At 28.7% G+C, this 17,519-nt stretch carries 12 protein-coding genes; 11 read left to right on the plus strand and 1 reads right to left on the minus strand.

Annotated features, from left to right (window positions below; all coding sequences use genetic code 4):
- Positions 1-10: 10 nt before the first annotated feature.
- From SALLE_RS02350 to SALLE_RS02375, 6 genes are all read left to right on the plus strand, one after another.
- On the plus strand, positions 11-523 hold the full coding sequence (locus SALLE_RS02350) for an adenine phosphoribosyltransferase (protein WP_115558033.1): 513 nt from the start codon (positions 11-13) through the stop codon (positions 521-523).
- A 95-nt stretch (positions 524-618) separates the two neighbouring features.
- Complete coding sequence (locus tag SALLE_RS02355) at positions 619-2,916, plus strand: RelA/SpoT family protein (RefSeq protein WP_115558034.1); 2,298 nt, start codon at positions 619-621, stop codon at positions 2,914-2,916.
- Between the two features lie 79 nt (positions 2,917-2,995).
- On the plus strand, positions 2,996-3,799 hold the full coding sequence (locus SALLE_RS02360; RefSeq protein ID WP_115558035.1) for a hypothetical protein: 804 nt from the start codon (positions 2,996-2,998) through the stop codon (positions 3,797-3,799).
- A gap of 85 nt (positions 3,800-3,884) precedes the next feature.
- Entirely contained in the window at positions 3,885-5,138 is a 1,254-nt protein-coding gene (hisS, locus tag SALLE_RS02365; RefSeq protein WP_115558036.1) for a histidine--tRNA ligase, read from the plus strand.
- Position 5,139: 1 nt separating this feature from the next.
- A complete protein-coding gene (aspS, locus tag SALLE_RS02370) occupies positions 5,140-6,867 on the plus strand; it encodes an aspartate--tRNA ligase (RefSeq protein ID WP_115558037.1) in 1,728 nt (575 codons plus the stop codon).
- A gap of 4 nt (positions 6,868-6,871) precedes the next feature.
- On the plus strand, positions 6,872-8,668 hold the full coding sequence (locus SALLE_RS02375; RefSeq protein ID WP_115558038.1) for a M3 family metallopeptidase: 1,797 nt from the start codon (positions 6,872-6,874) through the stop codon (positions 8,666-8,668).
- Here SALLE_RS02375 and SALLE_RS02380 read toward each other — a convergent pair.
- Positions 8,665-9,360 (minus strand): hypothetical protein, encoded by a 696-nt coding sequence (locus SALLE_RS02380; RefSeq protein ID WP_115558039.1) that lies wholly within the window; start codon positions 9,358-9,360, stop codon positions 8,665-8,667. The two genes, SALLE_RS02375 and SALLE_RS02380, sit on opposite strands and share 4 nt — an antisense overlap.
- A gap of 93 nt (positions 9,361-9,453) precedes the next feature.
- Between SALLE_RS02380 and SALLE_RS02385 the strand changes: the two genes are divergently transcribed.
- The 5 genes from SALLE_RS02385 (at position 9,454) to SALLE_RS02405 (ending at position 17,401) form a co-directional block, all read left to right on the plus strand.
- The gene (locus SALLE_RS02385; RefSeq protein WP_115558040.1) at positions 9,454-10,398 is read left to right on the plus strand and encodes a hypothetical protein; all 945 of its coding nucleotides are present in this window, start codon (positions 9,454-9,456) and stop codon (positions 10,396-10,398) included.
- A 93-nt stretch (positions 10,399-10,491) separates the two neighbouring features.
- On the plus strand, positions 10,492-11,217 hold the full coding sequence (locus SALLE_RS02390) for a hypothetical protein (protein WP_115558041.1): 726 nt from the start codon (positions 10,492-10,494) through the stop codon (positions 11,215-11,217).
- Between the two features lie 19 nt (positions 11,218-11,236).
- Positions 11,237-15,340 (plus strand): ABC transporter permease, encoded by a 4,104-nt coding sequence (locus tag SALLE_RS02395; RefSeq protein ID WP_115558042.1) that lies wholly within the window; start codon positions 11,237-11,239, stop codon positions 15,338-15,340.
- 10 nt (positions 15,341-15,350) lie between these two features.
- Positions 15,351-16,310, plus strand: coding sequence for a hypothetical protein (locus tag SALLE_RS02400; protein ID WP_115558043.1), 960 nt, complete (start codon positions 15,351-15,353; stop codon positions 16,308-16,310).
- Between the two features lie 44 nt (positions 16,311-16,354).
- Positions 16,355-17,401, plus strand: a complete 1,047-nt coding sequence (locus tag SALLE_RS02405; protein WP_115558044.1) for a lipoprotein — start codon at positions 16,355-16,357, stop codon at positions 17,399-17,401.
- Positions 17,402-17,519 lie beyond the last annotated feature (118 nt).

Below are 17,519 nucleotides of genomic sequence, written 5' to 3' on the forward strand. Positions count from 1 at the left end.
GGTATTAAACATGGATTTAAAAAAATATATCGTAGATGTAAAAGACTTTCCTAAAAAAGGTGTTACTTTTAAAGATATCACACCGTTATTAAATGATGCTAGCGCTTTTAAACATGCGATTGATGAAATGGCTAAATTGATTTTAAAAAATGATATTGATGTCATTGTAGCTCCTGAAGCACGTGGATTTATTTTTGCTGCTCCAATTGCCTATGCTACTAAAAAACGTTTAGTTCTAATTAGAAAACCTGGAAAACTGCCAAGAGCAACGGTTAAAACAGATTACTCATTAGAATATGGTTCTGGAGAACTTCAAATTCATTTAGATGATCTTAAACCAAATGATAAGGTAGCGATTGTTGATGATGTTTTGGCAACTGGAGGAACAACTCAAGGTATTATTAATCTAATTGAAAATCAAAAAGCCATAGTAAAAGAAATTGTTTTCTTAGCGGATTTAAAATTCTTGCACGAAAATGATTTGTTCAAAAATTATAATTTATCAAGTTTACTAGAATATTAAAAACCACCCCCTGGGTGGTTTTTTATTATTTTTTTAATAACATATCAACTAACAATTTTTGTTATAATTAATTAATATAGACATGAGGTGATTTTATGAGTCGAGAAAGATTAAGTGTCAGTTTTAATTTTGTTGAAGTTAGAGATTATGATACTGTGGAAATGGAAATGAAGAAATACATTTTCAAACCCGAATTAATTGCTGAAGTTAGAACTGCGTATGAATTCGCAGAAAAGGCTCATAAGACCCAAAAACGCCGTAATGGCGACCCGTATATCATTCACCCAATTTCAACAGCATATTTTCTTGCTCAATGGCGAATGGGACCTAAAACAATAATTGCAGGTTTGTTACACGACATTATTGAAGACACACCGATTACTTACGAAGAGATTGAGGCAAAATTTGGAACGGAAGTTGCTGACTTGGTTGAAGCTGTTACAAAAGTTACATACTTTTCAAAGGAAAAACGTCAGCAAATTAAAGCTAAATATTTAAAAAAATTATATCTTTCAATGGTAAAAGATGTTCGAGTTATTATTATTAAAATTGCTGATCGTTTGCACAATATGTCAACAATTATTAATTTACCAGAAGAAAAACAACAAATAATTGCCAGCGAAACTTTAGAAATCTATTCTTCAATTGCACATCGAATTGGAATGAAGGTTGCCAAAACTCTCTTAGAGGATTTAAGTTTTAAAATTATTAATCCAGGTGAATATCAAAGAATTTCAGAATTGTTGGAAAAAGATTTAAGTGAACGTTCTGAAACTATTGATGCAATCATGGATTATTTAGCCGTTGTTTTAGAAGAAGAGAAGGGTCTTAAAAACATTGAAATTTTTGGTAGAACAAAAACAATTTATTCAATTTATAGAAAGATGACATTGTTTGGTAAAAATTTTGACGATATTAATGATCTTCTAGCGGTTAGAATCATTACAAATTCTGTTGATGAATGTTATCAAATTCTTGGAATTGTCCATCAAATTTTTACACCACTTTCAGGTCGTTTTAAGGATTATATAGCGACTCCTAAGAATAATCTCTATCGAAGCCTGCATACTACTGTTTCTGATAAAAACGGGGTTATTTTTGAAATTCAAATTCGTACTAAGGAAATGGATGTTGTTGCTGAATCTGGGGCAGCTGCTCACTGAAGATATAAAGAAGATGAAATAATTGATGTTCAACAAAAACAAAAAGAATTAGACGAAAAAATTGATATTTTTACTAGAATTATTGACTTAGAGAAACTTTCAAGTAGTGGAGTTGAGTTTGAAGAACAAAAAGGTGAGTATGAAAAAGATAAGTTCATTGAGAAAAGTATTCAATCAGACTTTTTTGCTTCTTCTGTTTATGTTCTGACTCCGAACGGTCAAGTAATTACCTTGCCATTTGGATCAACAGTTTTAGACTTTGCTTATAGAATTCACTCAGAGGTTGGTGAACATACAACGGGAGCTAAAATAAACGGGGTCTTCTCACCGATTAATACAATATTAAATTCTGGAGAAGTTATTGAGATAAAAACAAGTTCTAAACAATTTCCAAATGATAATTGATTGAAACATGCTAAAACTAATGCAGCAAGAAATAAAATCAGAAAGTATTTAACTCAAAAAAACGAAACTGAAACTAAAGCTAAAAAGCAAAACTCTTTAAAACTAATTGCCAACACTCGTACAGAAATTAATAAATATATTGAACAAAACAATTTAAAGTGAAAAGTTAATAACGAATCTCAAATTGCAGATAAATTAAAAGTTCTTGATTACACGAGTGTTGATGTTTTTTTACTAGCAGTTGCAAATAAAGATTTTACAATTAAAGAAGCGGTTGAATTAGTATTTATTGATACTGATAACAATCAAAGTGATCAGTTCCTTAATCAATTCCGTAGTAAAAAATATATTGACAAACGTGTAAAAAATGACATTATTGTTGCTGGAATTGAAAATATCCAAACCACAATTTCAAATTGTTGTTTGCCGATTCCGTTTGAGGATGTTATTGGATATGTTTCCAAAAGTGATGGTATAAAGATACATGACAGTGGCTGTCAAAATATTCAAGGGGATAAAATGAAAACTCGTCTTATTAAGGTTAGTTGAAATAAAGATGTTGTTCAAAGCAAAGATTATTTTGTCCAAATTCAAATCAAAGGTGATGATCGTCCAAATCTGCTTTTTGATATTACAAAAACTTTCTCACATTTAAAATCATCAGTATATGACGCTAATGTTCAAGTTTCTCAAGCAGAACTACAAGTTAAAGGTAAATTTTTAGTTAAAGTTAAAGACCACAATCATTTAAACCAAATAATTACAAATTTAAGGTCTATGCCAAACATTAATTACGTTGAAAGGGTTACTTCAGCAACTGATTAATGATTATTTATAATCTGGGGGGAGTTGGAATAAATCTTAAAATATGTTATAATCATATAAGATTTTAGGGGTAAATAAAATGAAAAAAGAAATGATTAATCTAAAAGTTGACGATTTCATAAAAGCTGACTTGAATACCAATATCGCATCAAACCGAAAAGATTCAGAATATGATTTTAATTTTACAAGATGAAAAACTTTAATTTTTTCAAGTATTAAATTAAAGTTCGTACTTAAATACATTCAATCAATGATGAAGTGAGTGAATAAGGTTGTTGATACTAAGGATTTTTCAATCGTAATTGACACCACTTCTGTTGATAGATTTAATTTTTCTATTTTTGAAGGTGATAAACATATTTTTAACTCAACACTATTTACTAATTTTTACTTAATTCCTGAAGAAGAATGAGCGGAAAAAATCTATGAAGTTCATATTTCTAAATACTTAATTGATGATGAAGGACAAAAGATAACAGAGGCTACCAACTTTTTTAAAGGAGAGGTTGGTTTCGAAAGGCTTGCTAATACAATTTATTTAATTACAAAAGAACCATACCGTTTTGAAAATATGTTCCCAATTCAGTGACAAATTGAATTTAAGGATGGAAAAACTTCAAGTTCTCAAATTCGTATGCAAATTTCAAGTTTAACTGAAAAGCATCAACGTCCTTTCGATCCGTTCTTAACAATTGAACAGGCATTAAAAATTGAACAAGGTGTAAATCCTGATACTATTTTAAAATCTGTTAAAGAATCGGCTAAGGATCAAGAAACAATTAATCCCATTTGAGAAGAAGGGATTGCCCAAGAACAAAAATATCGCGACATGAATGCTGCAATGAAAATGATTCGCGGAGTCAGTGATAAGAAAAAACGTTAAAAAAGCAGGTTTAATACTTGTTTTTTTTATTAAAATTTTGAATTGATAAATTTATTTGTTATATTAATTAGAGTAGAGGTGTAGAATGCTTAAAAAACCACGTGGAACAGAAGATATTTTCGGTAAAAAAGCGCAAGATTTTTTTGCTTTGGAAATGATAATAAGAAATGTAATGGAATTGTATAATATCAATGAAGTCAGAACTCCTATTTTTGAAAGTTATGATTTATTTTCGCGTTCAGCGGGGGAAAGTAGTGATATTGTCAACAAAGAAATGTTTGTGTTCCAGGATCGTAAAAATCGTAGTTTAGCTTTAAGACCTGAAAATACAGCCGGAGTTGTTCGAAGTGTAATAGAAAATAAACTATATTTAGAAGAAAATCTACCACTGAAGCAATTTTACTTTGGTCCAATGTTTCGTTATGAAAGACCCCAAGCGGGAAGACAACGTCAATTCACCCAATTTGGAGTTGAAATTTTTGGAGGTAAATCACCATCATTAGATGCGGAATTAATTACTTCAGGAATAGAAATTTTAAGCAATATCGGTTTGCAAGATTTTAGTGTGAAAATAAATTATTTAATCTCAGGGGAAAACAAATCAAAATATATCAAAGTTCTAAAAGATAGTCTGGCTAAAATGAAGCTTTGCGAGGATTGTTTGAATCGAATTGAAAAAAATACTCTTAGAGTTTTAGATTGTAAAGTAGACCAAGAAAAATTTGATAATATTCCTTCAATGAGCGATTTTTTAAGCCCTGAAGATGATCAATACTTTAAGGAGTATTTAAGTATTCTAAAGCGAATGGATTTTAGCTTAGAAATTGATGCTAAATTAGTACGAGGATTGGACTATTATACTGGCATTGTTTTTGAAATTGTATCAAATGATGAACGTCAAGGATCGCAATCTACATTATTAGCTGGTGGACGTTATGATAATTTAGTTGAAGAGCTAGGAGGTCCACAAATTTCGGGAGCCGGATTTGCCTTAGGAATCGAAAGAATATTGATAGCTCTAGAAAATGCTGAAATTAGTATTTCTCAGCCAACTGAGCTAGATGTTTACTGTATACCATTATCAAAACAAGCTGAATTATTCACAAGTTCATTACTATTTATGTTAAGAAAAGCTGGTTTAAAATCGGATACTAGTTTTGTAAATAGAAGCTTGAAGTCTAATTTCAAAAAAGCAGAGTCGCTTAAAAGTAAAAATATTCTTTTAATTGGAGATAAAGAATTAAAAGAAAATTATGTAATAATTAAAAACCAAACTACCATGAAAGAAGAAAAGGTTAAATTTGAAAAAATATTAAACTTTTTAATTGAGGAATTATAAAATGAAAAGAACGCACAATTGTGGAGAATTGACCAAAAAAAATCTTGGACAAAAAGTTATTTTACAAGGTTGAGTTAAAAAAACCAGAAAACTCGGAGGTCTTAATTTTATTGATTTAAGAGATCGTTATGGAGTTACTCAATTAATTATTGAAGACGCGAATTTATTAAATCTTTCATTACTAAAACCTGAGTTTGTAATCGAAGTTTCTGGTGAAGTTATTCAAAGAAAAAATAGTAATCCTGAAATGTTTACTGGTGAAATTGAAGTTAAGGTAAGCAAAATTGAAATAATAAATTCAGCAGAATTAACTCCTTTTGAAATTAAAGATAATTTAGAATCAAATGAAGACACTAAAATGACATTTAGATATTTAGATTTGAGAAGAGAAGAACTTCAAAAAAATTTCATTTTGCGTAGCAAAGTTAACAAGATAATTCGTGATTATTATTGTGAAAATGATTTCATTGAGGTTGAAACTCCAATTTTTGGTAAATCAACTCCAGAAGGAGCGAGGGACTTTTTAGTTCCAAGTCGTACAAATCATCATAAGTTTTATGCTTTACCACAATCTCCACAGCTATACAAGCAACTTCTTATGATTGCTGGATTTGACCGTTACTTTCAAATTGCCAAGTGTTTCCGTGACGAAGATTTAAGAATTGATCGACAACCAGAATTCACACAGTTGGATATGGAAATGAGTTTTGCTACCCCTGAAGATATTCAAAATAATATTGAAGGGCTATTAACAAAAATTATTTGAGAAACTAAAAAGATTAAATTAAAAACCCCATTGCCTAGAATAACTTACGCTGAGGCAATTTCTAAATACGGAATTGATAAGCCAGATTTGCGTTTTGACTTGCAAATTCACGATTGTAATAATATTTTTTCAAAAACAGAAATTAATTTATTTCAAAATATAAATTCTGATTCAGTCCGTGGAATTAAGGTTGACCATTTAATTGGGAAAAAGGAAATGGAATATTTATCTGAAACAGCTAATCAAAATAAACTACCTAACTTGCCTTTTTTAAAATTTAATAATGGGGAGTGAAGTGGCAGTTTGGCTAAAAATTTAAGTGATAATGAGAAGAAAAATTTAATAGAAATATTTAAAATAAAAAGCGATTGTACTTTACTAATTGCAAAAGGGGAATACAACTTGGTGAGTCAAGCACTTGGTGCGATTCGTAATCATGTTGCTAAAATTTATGAATTATTTGATAAAAACGAAATTAACCTATTATGAGTTATCGACTTTCCGCTATTCGAATTTTCTGAAGAGGAAAATCGCTTTGTTGCTGCACACCATCCATTCACTCAACCAAAAGAAGAGTCAATTTCTGATTTTGATGTAAATAAAAAAGAAGCCTTAGCTGCTGCTTATGATATTGTAATGAATGGTTTTGAAATTGGTGGAGGTAGTCAAAGAATTACCAACGAAGAAATTCAAAAGAGAATGTTTAAAGCAGTTGAAATGACTCCTGAATCTGTTGAAAAAAACTTTGGGTGATTTATTAATGCCTATAAATTTGGTGCGCCTTACCATTCTGGATGTGCTTTAGGAATTGATAGAATATTAATGATTTTAGCTCAAACAAACTCTATCAGAGATGTAATTGCCTTTCCTAAAAATTCAAACGGAATTGATCCAATGACCAATGCCCCAGACGTTGTTAGTCCAAATCAATTAGATGAATTAAAACTAAAGTTAAGTAAGTAAGAAAATGAATAGAGAAAAAGCAAAAAATAAGTATAAATGAAATGTTGATAAACTATACAAAACTAAAAGAGAATTTCTTGAAGATTTAGAATTATTATCAATCAATATGCGAGCACAAACTCTTTTTAAGGGTAGTTTGAAAAACTATCAAGATTTTTGTGATTTTGATGAATTATCTGAACAAGGAAATGTTATCAGTAGCCGCATTGAACAATTTTTTAAAATTCTAGATGTTGAACCTCATCATAAAATTGCGTTAGATTTTCAAGCAATTTATGATAAAGAAATGGAAAAATTTGATGGTCAATTTTCTTGAATTGAAGATGAAATTAAGGGAATCGGGGAAAAACAAATTTATGAGTGGTTAGAAACTAAGGAATCTTGAAAACCATATCGTAGAACTTATAAAAAATTCTTTAAAAATTTAAAATATTTACTACCCGAAAAAGACCGAGTTCTTTTGGATAAAGTTAGCAAGAGTAGCGGATTAATTTATGAAATGTATGATTCATTAAAAAATAAAGATAATGAAACCCCAATATTAAACTATAAAAATAAAGAATATAAGTTGACTCAAAGTAAATACGTTGATATTTTGGAAAAAAGTGATCCGTTTTTAGATCAAGAGCTGCGTGCTTTAGCTGTTAGAAAATATCACCAAAAAGATTTTGAGAACAAATATGGATTTGCCAAAATTTATGAATCAATTATTAAAGAGGAAACTGAAACTCTAAAATTAATTGGAATGAAAGATTTTCAGGAAAATTTTTTCGGTGAAGAGAATATTTCTGTTGAGTCTTTTAAAGCCTTAGTTAAATTTGCTTCAGAAAACAGTAGTCTTTATCATAAATATTTTACTTTAGTTAAAAATTACTGAGGATTTAAAGAAAAATATTTTAGTAGTGACGCTAGTTTAATTTTTTATCCAGATGCTTTTCAAAAAATAAGCCTAAAACAAGGTGTTGAGCACATAAAAAAAGCATTACAACCCCTTGGTGAGGAATATGTTGAAAATCTAAAAGATGCTTTATTGGAAAATAAAATAGATTATTTTGAAAGTCCTTATAAATCATCAGGAGCTTTTACAACATTTTCTTATGAATTTGGATCACTAATTTCAATGAATTGAAATGACAATTTTTCAAGCATGCTAACTTTATCACACGAATTGGGTCATTCGGTTCATAATAAATTCTCAAAAGACCAACAACAAAAACCATTAAATTATTTTAATAATATTATTGCAGAAGTTTCAAGTACTTTAAACGAACAAATTGTTATAGACTATTTATTGATCAATAATATTTCAAAAGAAATGAAAGCAAATATTTTGAAAGAAAGAATTGAATTTATCATAAATAATTTTTATCATGGTATTCAAGAATCATATTTTGAATTTGAATGTTTTAAAGTAATTGATAAAGATGAAAATCTCACATTAGAAAAAATTGTTTCATTAAACAAAAAAACTGATACAGAAATATTTGGTAAAAGTCCTTTTGACAAATATGATGACAATTTAAAAAACATCTCATGATCTCTTAGTTCTCATATTTTTGAGCAACCATTTTACCTATATAAATATGCGCTTAGTTTAGTTATGAGTTTTCAATTATTTCAAGACTTTAAAAATGGAGATTCAGAAAAGGTAGTTTCATTTTTGAAGGATGGGGGAAGTTTGGAGCCTCAGGATTTATTTCAAAAATATGGCGTTGATATTTGTAATCCAAGAAGTTATGAACCTTTAATTAAATACTTAAACGAATTGATTCTTGAATTAGAAAAATGTCTAATAAATTAATAGATATTAATAATAAAATTGTTTAGATATTTTTTAAGATATCATGAAAAGTTTTCACTAAAAAATAATGAGTAATTGCAGTTCATCAGAACGCTTTCGCTTATTTTTTTCTTTTTAGATAACAATCTTAGGTAACTAAGAACTTTAAAAGTAATATTTTTTGATTCAAATATTCTTCCATCAAACATTGCGGCTTCTTTAAAAGTAATATCTAAATATTCATCATCGCCAATTTGGGACATTATTTCTGATTTGCTTTGCTCAAAAATTTTAAAGTTTTTATCATTTAAGAGACTGATGGCTAAGTTCCTTTTTTCAGAAACGGTTTCTTTTTCTATAATTGAATAAAATTCTGTAATAATTTTTATTGCCTGGCAAATGGCCATTAGTTCTGTGGTTTGAACAATCATTTTTGAAAATTTCTTTAAAATCTTAGGATTGGCTTTTATTTTGTTTATTTTGATATTATAAAAATTAGCGAAATTAATAGCATTGTAAAATATTTGTTCAGTAACATCACCGTTAATATCAATTGTTTTTAAATATCCCTTACCTTCAGAAGCAAATTTGATTAATCATTTGTTCAGCTTTTTACTAACTAAAATACCCGCCTTTTCCCAGTAAGGAATTAAATGTACTAATTTATCGGCTTCATTTTTTGTTAAATTATCTGGTTTTGCAAAATTAATCATTGTTAAATCTCCTTATTTAAATAATTTTAAACTATTATTTTGAAAAAATCATTTTTTAAGAGATAATAATAAAATAAAAGAAGAGGGAAAAAGATGCACGATTTTAAAGAAAAAGAAGCTCAAGCTATTTTGAAGTGATTTGAGCCAATTATAAGCACAATCTCAGTAAACTTGGACTATTTACAGGAGTCTTTTGAAAGTAAGCAAATAACAGATCAAAGTGTTAAGAATTTAATTAAAATGATTGAGAATCTTGAATTTTTAGATGAATTTGAAGATTTTTGCAAAAAGTTTAATAAATTTAAGGCTGTAATGAGCACAATTATCAATAAGCTATTCATTGAACAAGCAGACACGAATTTATATGAAATATATTCATTTTTATACACAATTGATAATGTTATTAATATTGCTAATAAATGGTTTGAAATTTCAGCTAAAAGAAGTCTAGAAAATAAGGAACCGTTGGATTTTGAAGAAATTAAGGAATTAATCGCGAAAGATAGCCAAGAGGATTTAGATGAATTTGGAAAAATCGCAACAGAATATCAATTATTAGGTAAAGATGAGCAAAAATTATTTAATGTAATCGCTTTAGATGATGTTTGAACTGATGTTGAAGAAGGGATAACTATATTTATTGAGTTATATGAAATTTCCCACCCGTTGTCATTTCTACTTAAAACGTCTAGGGAAATGCAAAATATTGAGACAACAAGTTACTATATTTTAATAAGAATTCAGGCTATGATTTCTTTCTTTAATTATTGAAGTGAAAACTTCGAAATGGATGAAGAAGATGAGGGGAATTTTGATGATGAAGTTCTAGACGAGTTAACTTTAGAACCAAATCCAGATTTTAAAGAGAAACTTATTTTTGCAGATGATTCAAAACTTGAAGTGCAATTAGAAGAAATGCCTGAATATCAAGCAGAAACAGAGGAAAAAAGCGACGATGGTAAGATAAAGGTTGTAAATGATATTACAGAATTAGTTAGTGATCTAGATAATATTAGAAGCCAAAGATTTAAAAAATAAATATATAATAACTATTGCTTTTGAATAAATTTTCAAAAGTTTTGTTTTTTTAATAATTAATGATATCATTATTATTAATAATAAGGAGTCCGTATGAAAAAAAATAAGAGTTTATTTTCGCAAAGATTAACAACATTTTACGTTTCGGTAGGACTTTTTTACGTTTTTATTAATAGTATTGAAATGTTTAAATTTGCGCCATTTTTTGATTTTGGTGAAAATTTAACAACCGCAATTAGAATAGTTTATGCTATTTTAACAATGATAATCGGAGTCTATTTAATTGTCCATTTATCAAAAATCATCAAAAACTTTCAAAATTTTAAAAAATTCAAAATATCATTTAACTCAGTGGATCGTGTTGTCTTTATTTCAACATCTTTTTGAATTTTCAGTATTTTTATTCAAATTTACTTTTTCACAAAAAATATCATTCCTTATAGTAATACCGAAATTGCGGTAATTGCTGAAAACGTTAGTTTGACTATGAAAAACTTTTACATAGCAACTTTTACTATTTCATTAATGCTATATTGTGCGATAATTGGTTTAGCGATTGCTTATCGCTTCAAAATGGGTAAAACTGTTTTTGAAGAGACAGATTTAGACTCGTTTAACTTCTTTTTATATGAAATAATAATTTTTAATTCTCAATTACTGAACTTAAAATTATTTAAAATTTCTTTTAATTTAAAAAATAATGTGAATAAAAATCTAGTTGAGAAATTAGAAATTAATACAAAAATTAGAAAATATTTATTATTGGTTGAGCGCAAAAAGAGCACAACTCCCCCAGATGAAATTGTTATAACTAAATAAAAGAAAGAGGGTAGTAACAATGTCTAATAATAAACTGCTTTTCAAAAACAATTTAAAAAATATTTTGAAAAATAAAATTCAGTTTATTGGTCTAGTATTTTTAGTTTTCCTAACATCTCTTATTTTTACAATTACTGATATTACCAAAACAAGAATTCAAAGTGTTTATGATGACTTCATTTCAGAAAAAATGAGTAATCAGCACGACTTTATTATAGATTATGAAGAAACAACTTATAATTCAAGAAAGTTTAAAGACATGGAGGAAGATCCGTTTTTTAAAAAATTAAGCAACCTTGAGCAAAGACAAGAATTCATGCTAAATTACTTAAAAGATTTAGTGAAAGCTCACGATAAAAACTTAGATTTTGATTTCAACAGGGTCGAAACAAGAACTTTTGCTTTAAATAATAAGAAGACTTTAAAAGCGGTCTCTTTAAATCAGAAACAAACTATTGATAAATTTATTGTTCAATCAGGAATGCCCTTGGAATTTTGAAGTAGCTATCATGGAGCTTTAAATGATTACTCAAAACGTTGAGTTTATGTTAGTCCAGGTTTTGCTAAAGCAAATAATATTGCTGTAAACGATATTATTAGACTTGAATCTGATTCTTTTGGAAATTCAATCAAAGTTGGTAATGACATTGACTTATCAATTTATGAAAATAAAGATATAAACGATTGAATAGAAAATTCTAAATACGCAAACGAAAATTGATTCCGAGTTGTCGGGATGGGTTCTTCAGCTGATTTTGTTACTCCAATAATAGATCAGACTAAGCCGATTCCGAATTCTAATGATGAAGGCTTGGTATATGTTAATCCAGAACTATTTGGAAATCACCAAGAAGAAGTAACTGTTAAAATTAGTGATGAGTTAGAAAAGACTTATTTTATTAACCACCAAAATCAAGAACAACCTTTGCAACCAAAAAGTAGTCGCGATATTGAGACTTACTATGTTGGTAAATTTAAAAATAGTTCTGAAGCTGATAAAAAATCGGCAATTTTAAATAGTTTCATTAATACCGAAGCTGGAGCTAAAGAAATTGGTTTATACGGTTTTAATGAGAGAACGGGTAATACATCTAGTAAATTATTAACATATAAATTTGATGCTGATTACAAATATTCAATGCGAACAACTTTTTTAGATACAACACTAGAAGCGTTTAATTTAGTTTCGTTAATTTTAATGATTGTAATTTTATTAATATCATTTTTTGTATTAATAACAATTATTAAAAAGCAAATTGAAAATACAACACGTCAAAATGGAATATTACGAGCTCTAGGTTGTCGACGACATTCTATTGTAACAAGTTATTTAGCATATCCATTAATGATTGCGTTAGCAGGAGGAATCCTTGGTTTCATTATCGGTATGAGTTTTCAAGAGATTACAGTTAGCTTGTTTAGGGTTTACTTTAATATTCCTTATCAAAATTTTATTATCACTTTAACATCATTATTTACTTGCGTCTTTTTAATTTTCATCCTACTTACACTTGTAACTTTAATTACTTGTACAATCATGATGAATAGAACGCCACTAGAAATGATTTATAGTGATGGGAAATCAAGTACAAATAAATTTAAACTCGCAATGAAGAAAACTTTTACATTCCGTAAAAATTTCAACAGTCGTTTTAGAGGGGCGTTGCTTTCTAATTCAATAGATAAAATGGTAGGAGTAGCTGCAACTATGTTTGTGAGTACAGCGGTAATCGGAATTGCCACCATTACTCCATTGATACTAAAAGATAACATCAAATACACATACTATAACACATCTTACAATACCGAGGTTGAATACTATCAACCAGTGTATAACATTCCGACAAGCTTTTATAAGACTTATGATCCAACCGTTAAAGCTTGAGATGCAACAAGTGAGTCAAATTATTTTACTAACCTTAAAGAAGGTGGTACTAATATGACTGATGATATTGATGTATTAATTAACCAATACCTAACTGGAAAAATCAATCCAGAAACTTATTCACCAACATTTAACCCGCGTGACTTAACTAATTTATTGTATAAAAACACAAGTAAAGAGTTTTTAAAAAGTAACAAAATTAGTTTAGCAGCTGGGGATAATGTTTTGGCAAAAATAATTATTGATAGTACTTGATCTGATTATAGCAAGTACAGTTTATCAGAAATTAAAGATAAAAATACAATTTTAAAAATGACTGAAAGTTATCAAGCAGCTAAAGAAAACGTTGAATCATTAGAAAAACTTAGAAAATTTTATTTAAAATATCGTGACACAGTAGGTCTAGATGTTAAAAGACCAGATTTCTTTGACGAAAAAGGTCAATTTAATTTTGAAAATAATGATTTAATTTCAAAAGAACAATTTGGTGAAATTGGAAGATTTGCTCCTAAGTTAAACAGCAAGGGACAATTAAGTGATGAATACGGTTATGATATTCCTTTTTCAGAGCAATTAGAGACCTCGGCATTATTGTCAAGAGTACAATTCTTATCATACTCAATTTGAAATTGAACAAAATCTTATTTCATTGATAATATAAATCAAGCTTTCATACAAGGGATTTATTCAAAATCTCCATATGAGGTTAGAAAAAATATCAAGGCTTCTTTTGAAAATTCTAACAAAGACTACAATATTCTTTTTGGAGTAGTTCCATACACTCCTGAAACAGATGACATTGGAACTTATTTCAAAGCCATGAGTAGTGATGTTGCTTTTAACGTATTTGGAATTAAAGAGGACTCAAAAAATCAAAAATTAATTGATCGTTCATCTAATAAAAATTTAATTTCAGAACTTTATAAAACAGAAAAAGGAATAGTTTTGAATGCTACTTTGGCTAAGCAATTAAATATAAGAGTAGGCCAAAAAATTAATCTTAGACAACTAGAAAGTGCTCTATATAAAGGCGAAGAAAAATTAAAAACCGACACTTGAGATTCTAGTGCAATTGACGCTAAAATTCCAGGAACTGAAAATTATACAAATAGTAAATATTTGTATAGTGGTTCAGGAAATGATTCAGAAAATTTAATTAAATGAAAAAATTCTGAAATTAGTGATAATTATATTTTAAACTCAACAGTAAATTTAGCTCCTTCACCAGGAACAGCACCAATCAATCCCTCGGGGATGAATAAGGCAATTGTCAAAGGAGATATCGCCCTAAAAAGTGAATATCAAAATCTTGATGATTTTGTTGTAACTGGAATTACAAATCAATACGGAGACGCTAAAGCTTGAATTAAAGAGTCAGAAGCTAAACAAATTAGTCGTTATGATGAAAGTGAAGCACAACTTTTCCAACTGTTTATTAAAGAGTGAATAAATCCATACGTCAAAAAAGATGTAATAGTTAAAAATTCAGACTTGTTAGATGAATTAAAAAATTTAGGAAAATATGAAACTAAATCAGGTGAATCAGCTCAAATAAAATTTGAAGAGTTTAAAAATTCAGATAACAAATATAAAACTGAAATTTTAAAAATGTTCGCTAATGAGTATCCGCTTTTCAACTATAAGTTATCAGCATCAAAAAACATTGATGATATTGATAGCGGTCTAACTCAAACTCAAACATTTGGTGATTACTCTGTCCCTGCAATGCAGGGAGGTACATTTGGTAGTGATTTCTATCCAAGTTTTGGTAGAGAGGCTGCTGCAAACTTATTACCAAAAGAACAAGTTGTAGCAACCTTGGAAAGTATTTTAGGGTTAGCAAATTCAGTATTAATATTTATTGCCATTATTTCAATCATTCTAAGTTTTATTATCATCATGTTGACAAGCAACGTTATTATTTCAGAAAATATGAGAATTATTGCAACTATGAAAGTATTGGGTTACTCAAATAGAAGCATCACCAATTTGGTTCTAAGTATGTATATTCCAATTGTAATAGTAACCTCAATTTTAGGATTCTTTACCTCAATTGGAATACTTCAAATTGGGGTTGGTATATTAGCTGTTAATGGAACAATTGTGCCATTAATGATGCAATGATATTGACCTTTATTTGTTGTATCAATTGTATTTGCTTTATACACAATTTCATATCTAATGAGTTGATACTCAATGAACCGAGTAAATCCATTGCATGCAATTCAAATAGATTAGGGGGATCGAAATGAAAAAAATCTTAGCAATATTAGCTTCAATTACAACGTTATCAGCATCAACAGCAAGTGTTGTTGCTTGTGGAAGTTTGAATAAATGAGATGACATAAAAGTTGATCCACCATTATTTGATGTTGCTGTAACTGGTTTTGAGGGAACTGAATTAAAAAATGTTAAAATTGTCAAAAATCAGGAATATAAAGTTTTAGAATCTGAAATTCTTGAGGCCTTAAAAGGGACTGCTTGAGAAGAAGAGGATTCGACTGAATGAAGTTATACCAAAAATGGCATTGAATTAAAACAAGAAGAAGTTGAAGTTTTAGATTGAACTAGAAATGCCACTTATCAGGTAATTGTTAAGTCAACAATTAAAGATAAACCTGGTCTAGCGATTTATACATTTGATGTAGAAAATTCAATGCACATTGCAGATAATCTTCGAACAACAAATATTGGTGAAATTGATGATGATCGTGAAAAAACCATTTTAATGGCATTAATTTTTCAAAATATGAATTTAATACCATATATTAATGAAATTTCAGATCAGTATATTGAACCGGGTGGAAATGGAAGTATTGAATTAATCAAAAACCCAGATACGCAAGAATCAATTGGGGCTAAAATTTCCTCAGATGATTTGAATGCCTCTGATAAGGGTACATTCAAAGGTTCGGTTGAAATTTCTTTCAAGGTTGTTCCAAAAAATCCACCAGAGAAACCAGATGATATAGATGATTTAACAAATTATCCAGATATTGGAGTTGTTCAAGATACAAGAAAATATTCGATTCTAATGTCTTATATCATTTCTAACTTTAATGCTAAATTGGGAAAATTAAGTGAGTTGGTAAATGATTTGGATATAGTAAATATTACTGATACCTCGGCAACAATTAGGGCTATCTCTGGATCGCAATACTTTATCGGAAGTGTTGATATCACTTTTGAAATCAGAAAACCAGATTAGAAAATATTAAACGAAACAAATATTAAAAGAAAGAAGAAACAAAAATGAAAAAATTATTAAGTATTTTAGCGAGTGCGTCTATTATGTCAACTGCGGCTATAAATGTGGTGGCATGTGAGTCTACACCAAAGACAAAAACAGATAATAGAATTAAAGAGGGTAATATCGGAGAAACTGATGGCGATGATGAATCAGTAATAAAAGTCCGAAATGTTTTAGCTGACAGACATTGATCCAAAACAGAAATGGTAACTTCTGGAAGTTTGGGATTGACTAAAAACAGTGAAAAAGTTACAGACCAAGATGTGATTGATGGTATTAATTATATGAATAATACCGCATTAACTATTAATGACGTTGAAGTTGAAAGAGATAACGAAAATAACATGGCTGTAGTAAAAGCAAAAGAGGGTTCGAAGTTCTATGGGCAAAATGAATTTTACTTTAATAAAGGTGTTAAATTTGAAGATTTAATACAGGCATCTAATTTAGGAGATATTTACATGCCTGCATCACTTCCTTTTCCACCAGTGAAAGAGGGTTTAAGATTAAATGTATTACCTCAATTAACTTTACTAATGGAATTTGTTGGAGATAGAAATCGCCCCTTGGAGTTGGTAGTTGATGTAATTGCATTATTGAGTCAAAGATCAGCGCTTGCACCAAACAAGTTTGTTAAGATAGAAATTGATACAGCTTGAGTAAAATTGCCAGATAATAAAATAATGACTGGTGAAGTTAACTTCACATATAAAAAACACGATGAAGTTCGTCCTAAAATTGCAGATTTAATTACTAATACAGATTTGGGAAAAATCTCAGGAACAAGTGATGAAGAAATCATTAAAGCGGTTTATAAAGCAAATATAAAAAACCTTAAAAAATATGGTGAAGAAGAAATGCTTGATGCTCTTGAAGTTTTCCATGAAAAAGATAAAAATGGTAATGAGAGAAATTTCATTCAATTCAAAGCTGGAAACAATAATTTCTTAGGTCATGATACTGCGTCTTTTTCAGTAATTAATGGGTCATTAGAATCTGGTGAAAAATTTAAAGAAGAAGATTACCAACTTGATATTAAATATTCATAAAAAATATTAAAATTAAATAAAAAAGATCTATCAAATTTACTTAGGTAAAGTAAATTTATAGTTTTTTTTAAAAAGACGAGAACACATATAAGTTAATAAACTTATATGTTAAGAGGAG

It is taken from the genome of Spiroplasma alleghenense (assembly GCF_003363775.1).
Lineage (GTDB): Bacteria > Bacillota_I > Bacilli_A > Mycoplasmatales > Mycoplasmataceae > Spiroplasma_B > Spiroplasma_B alleghenense.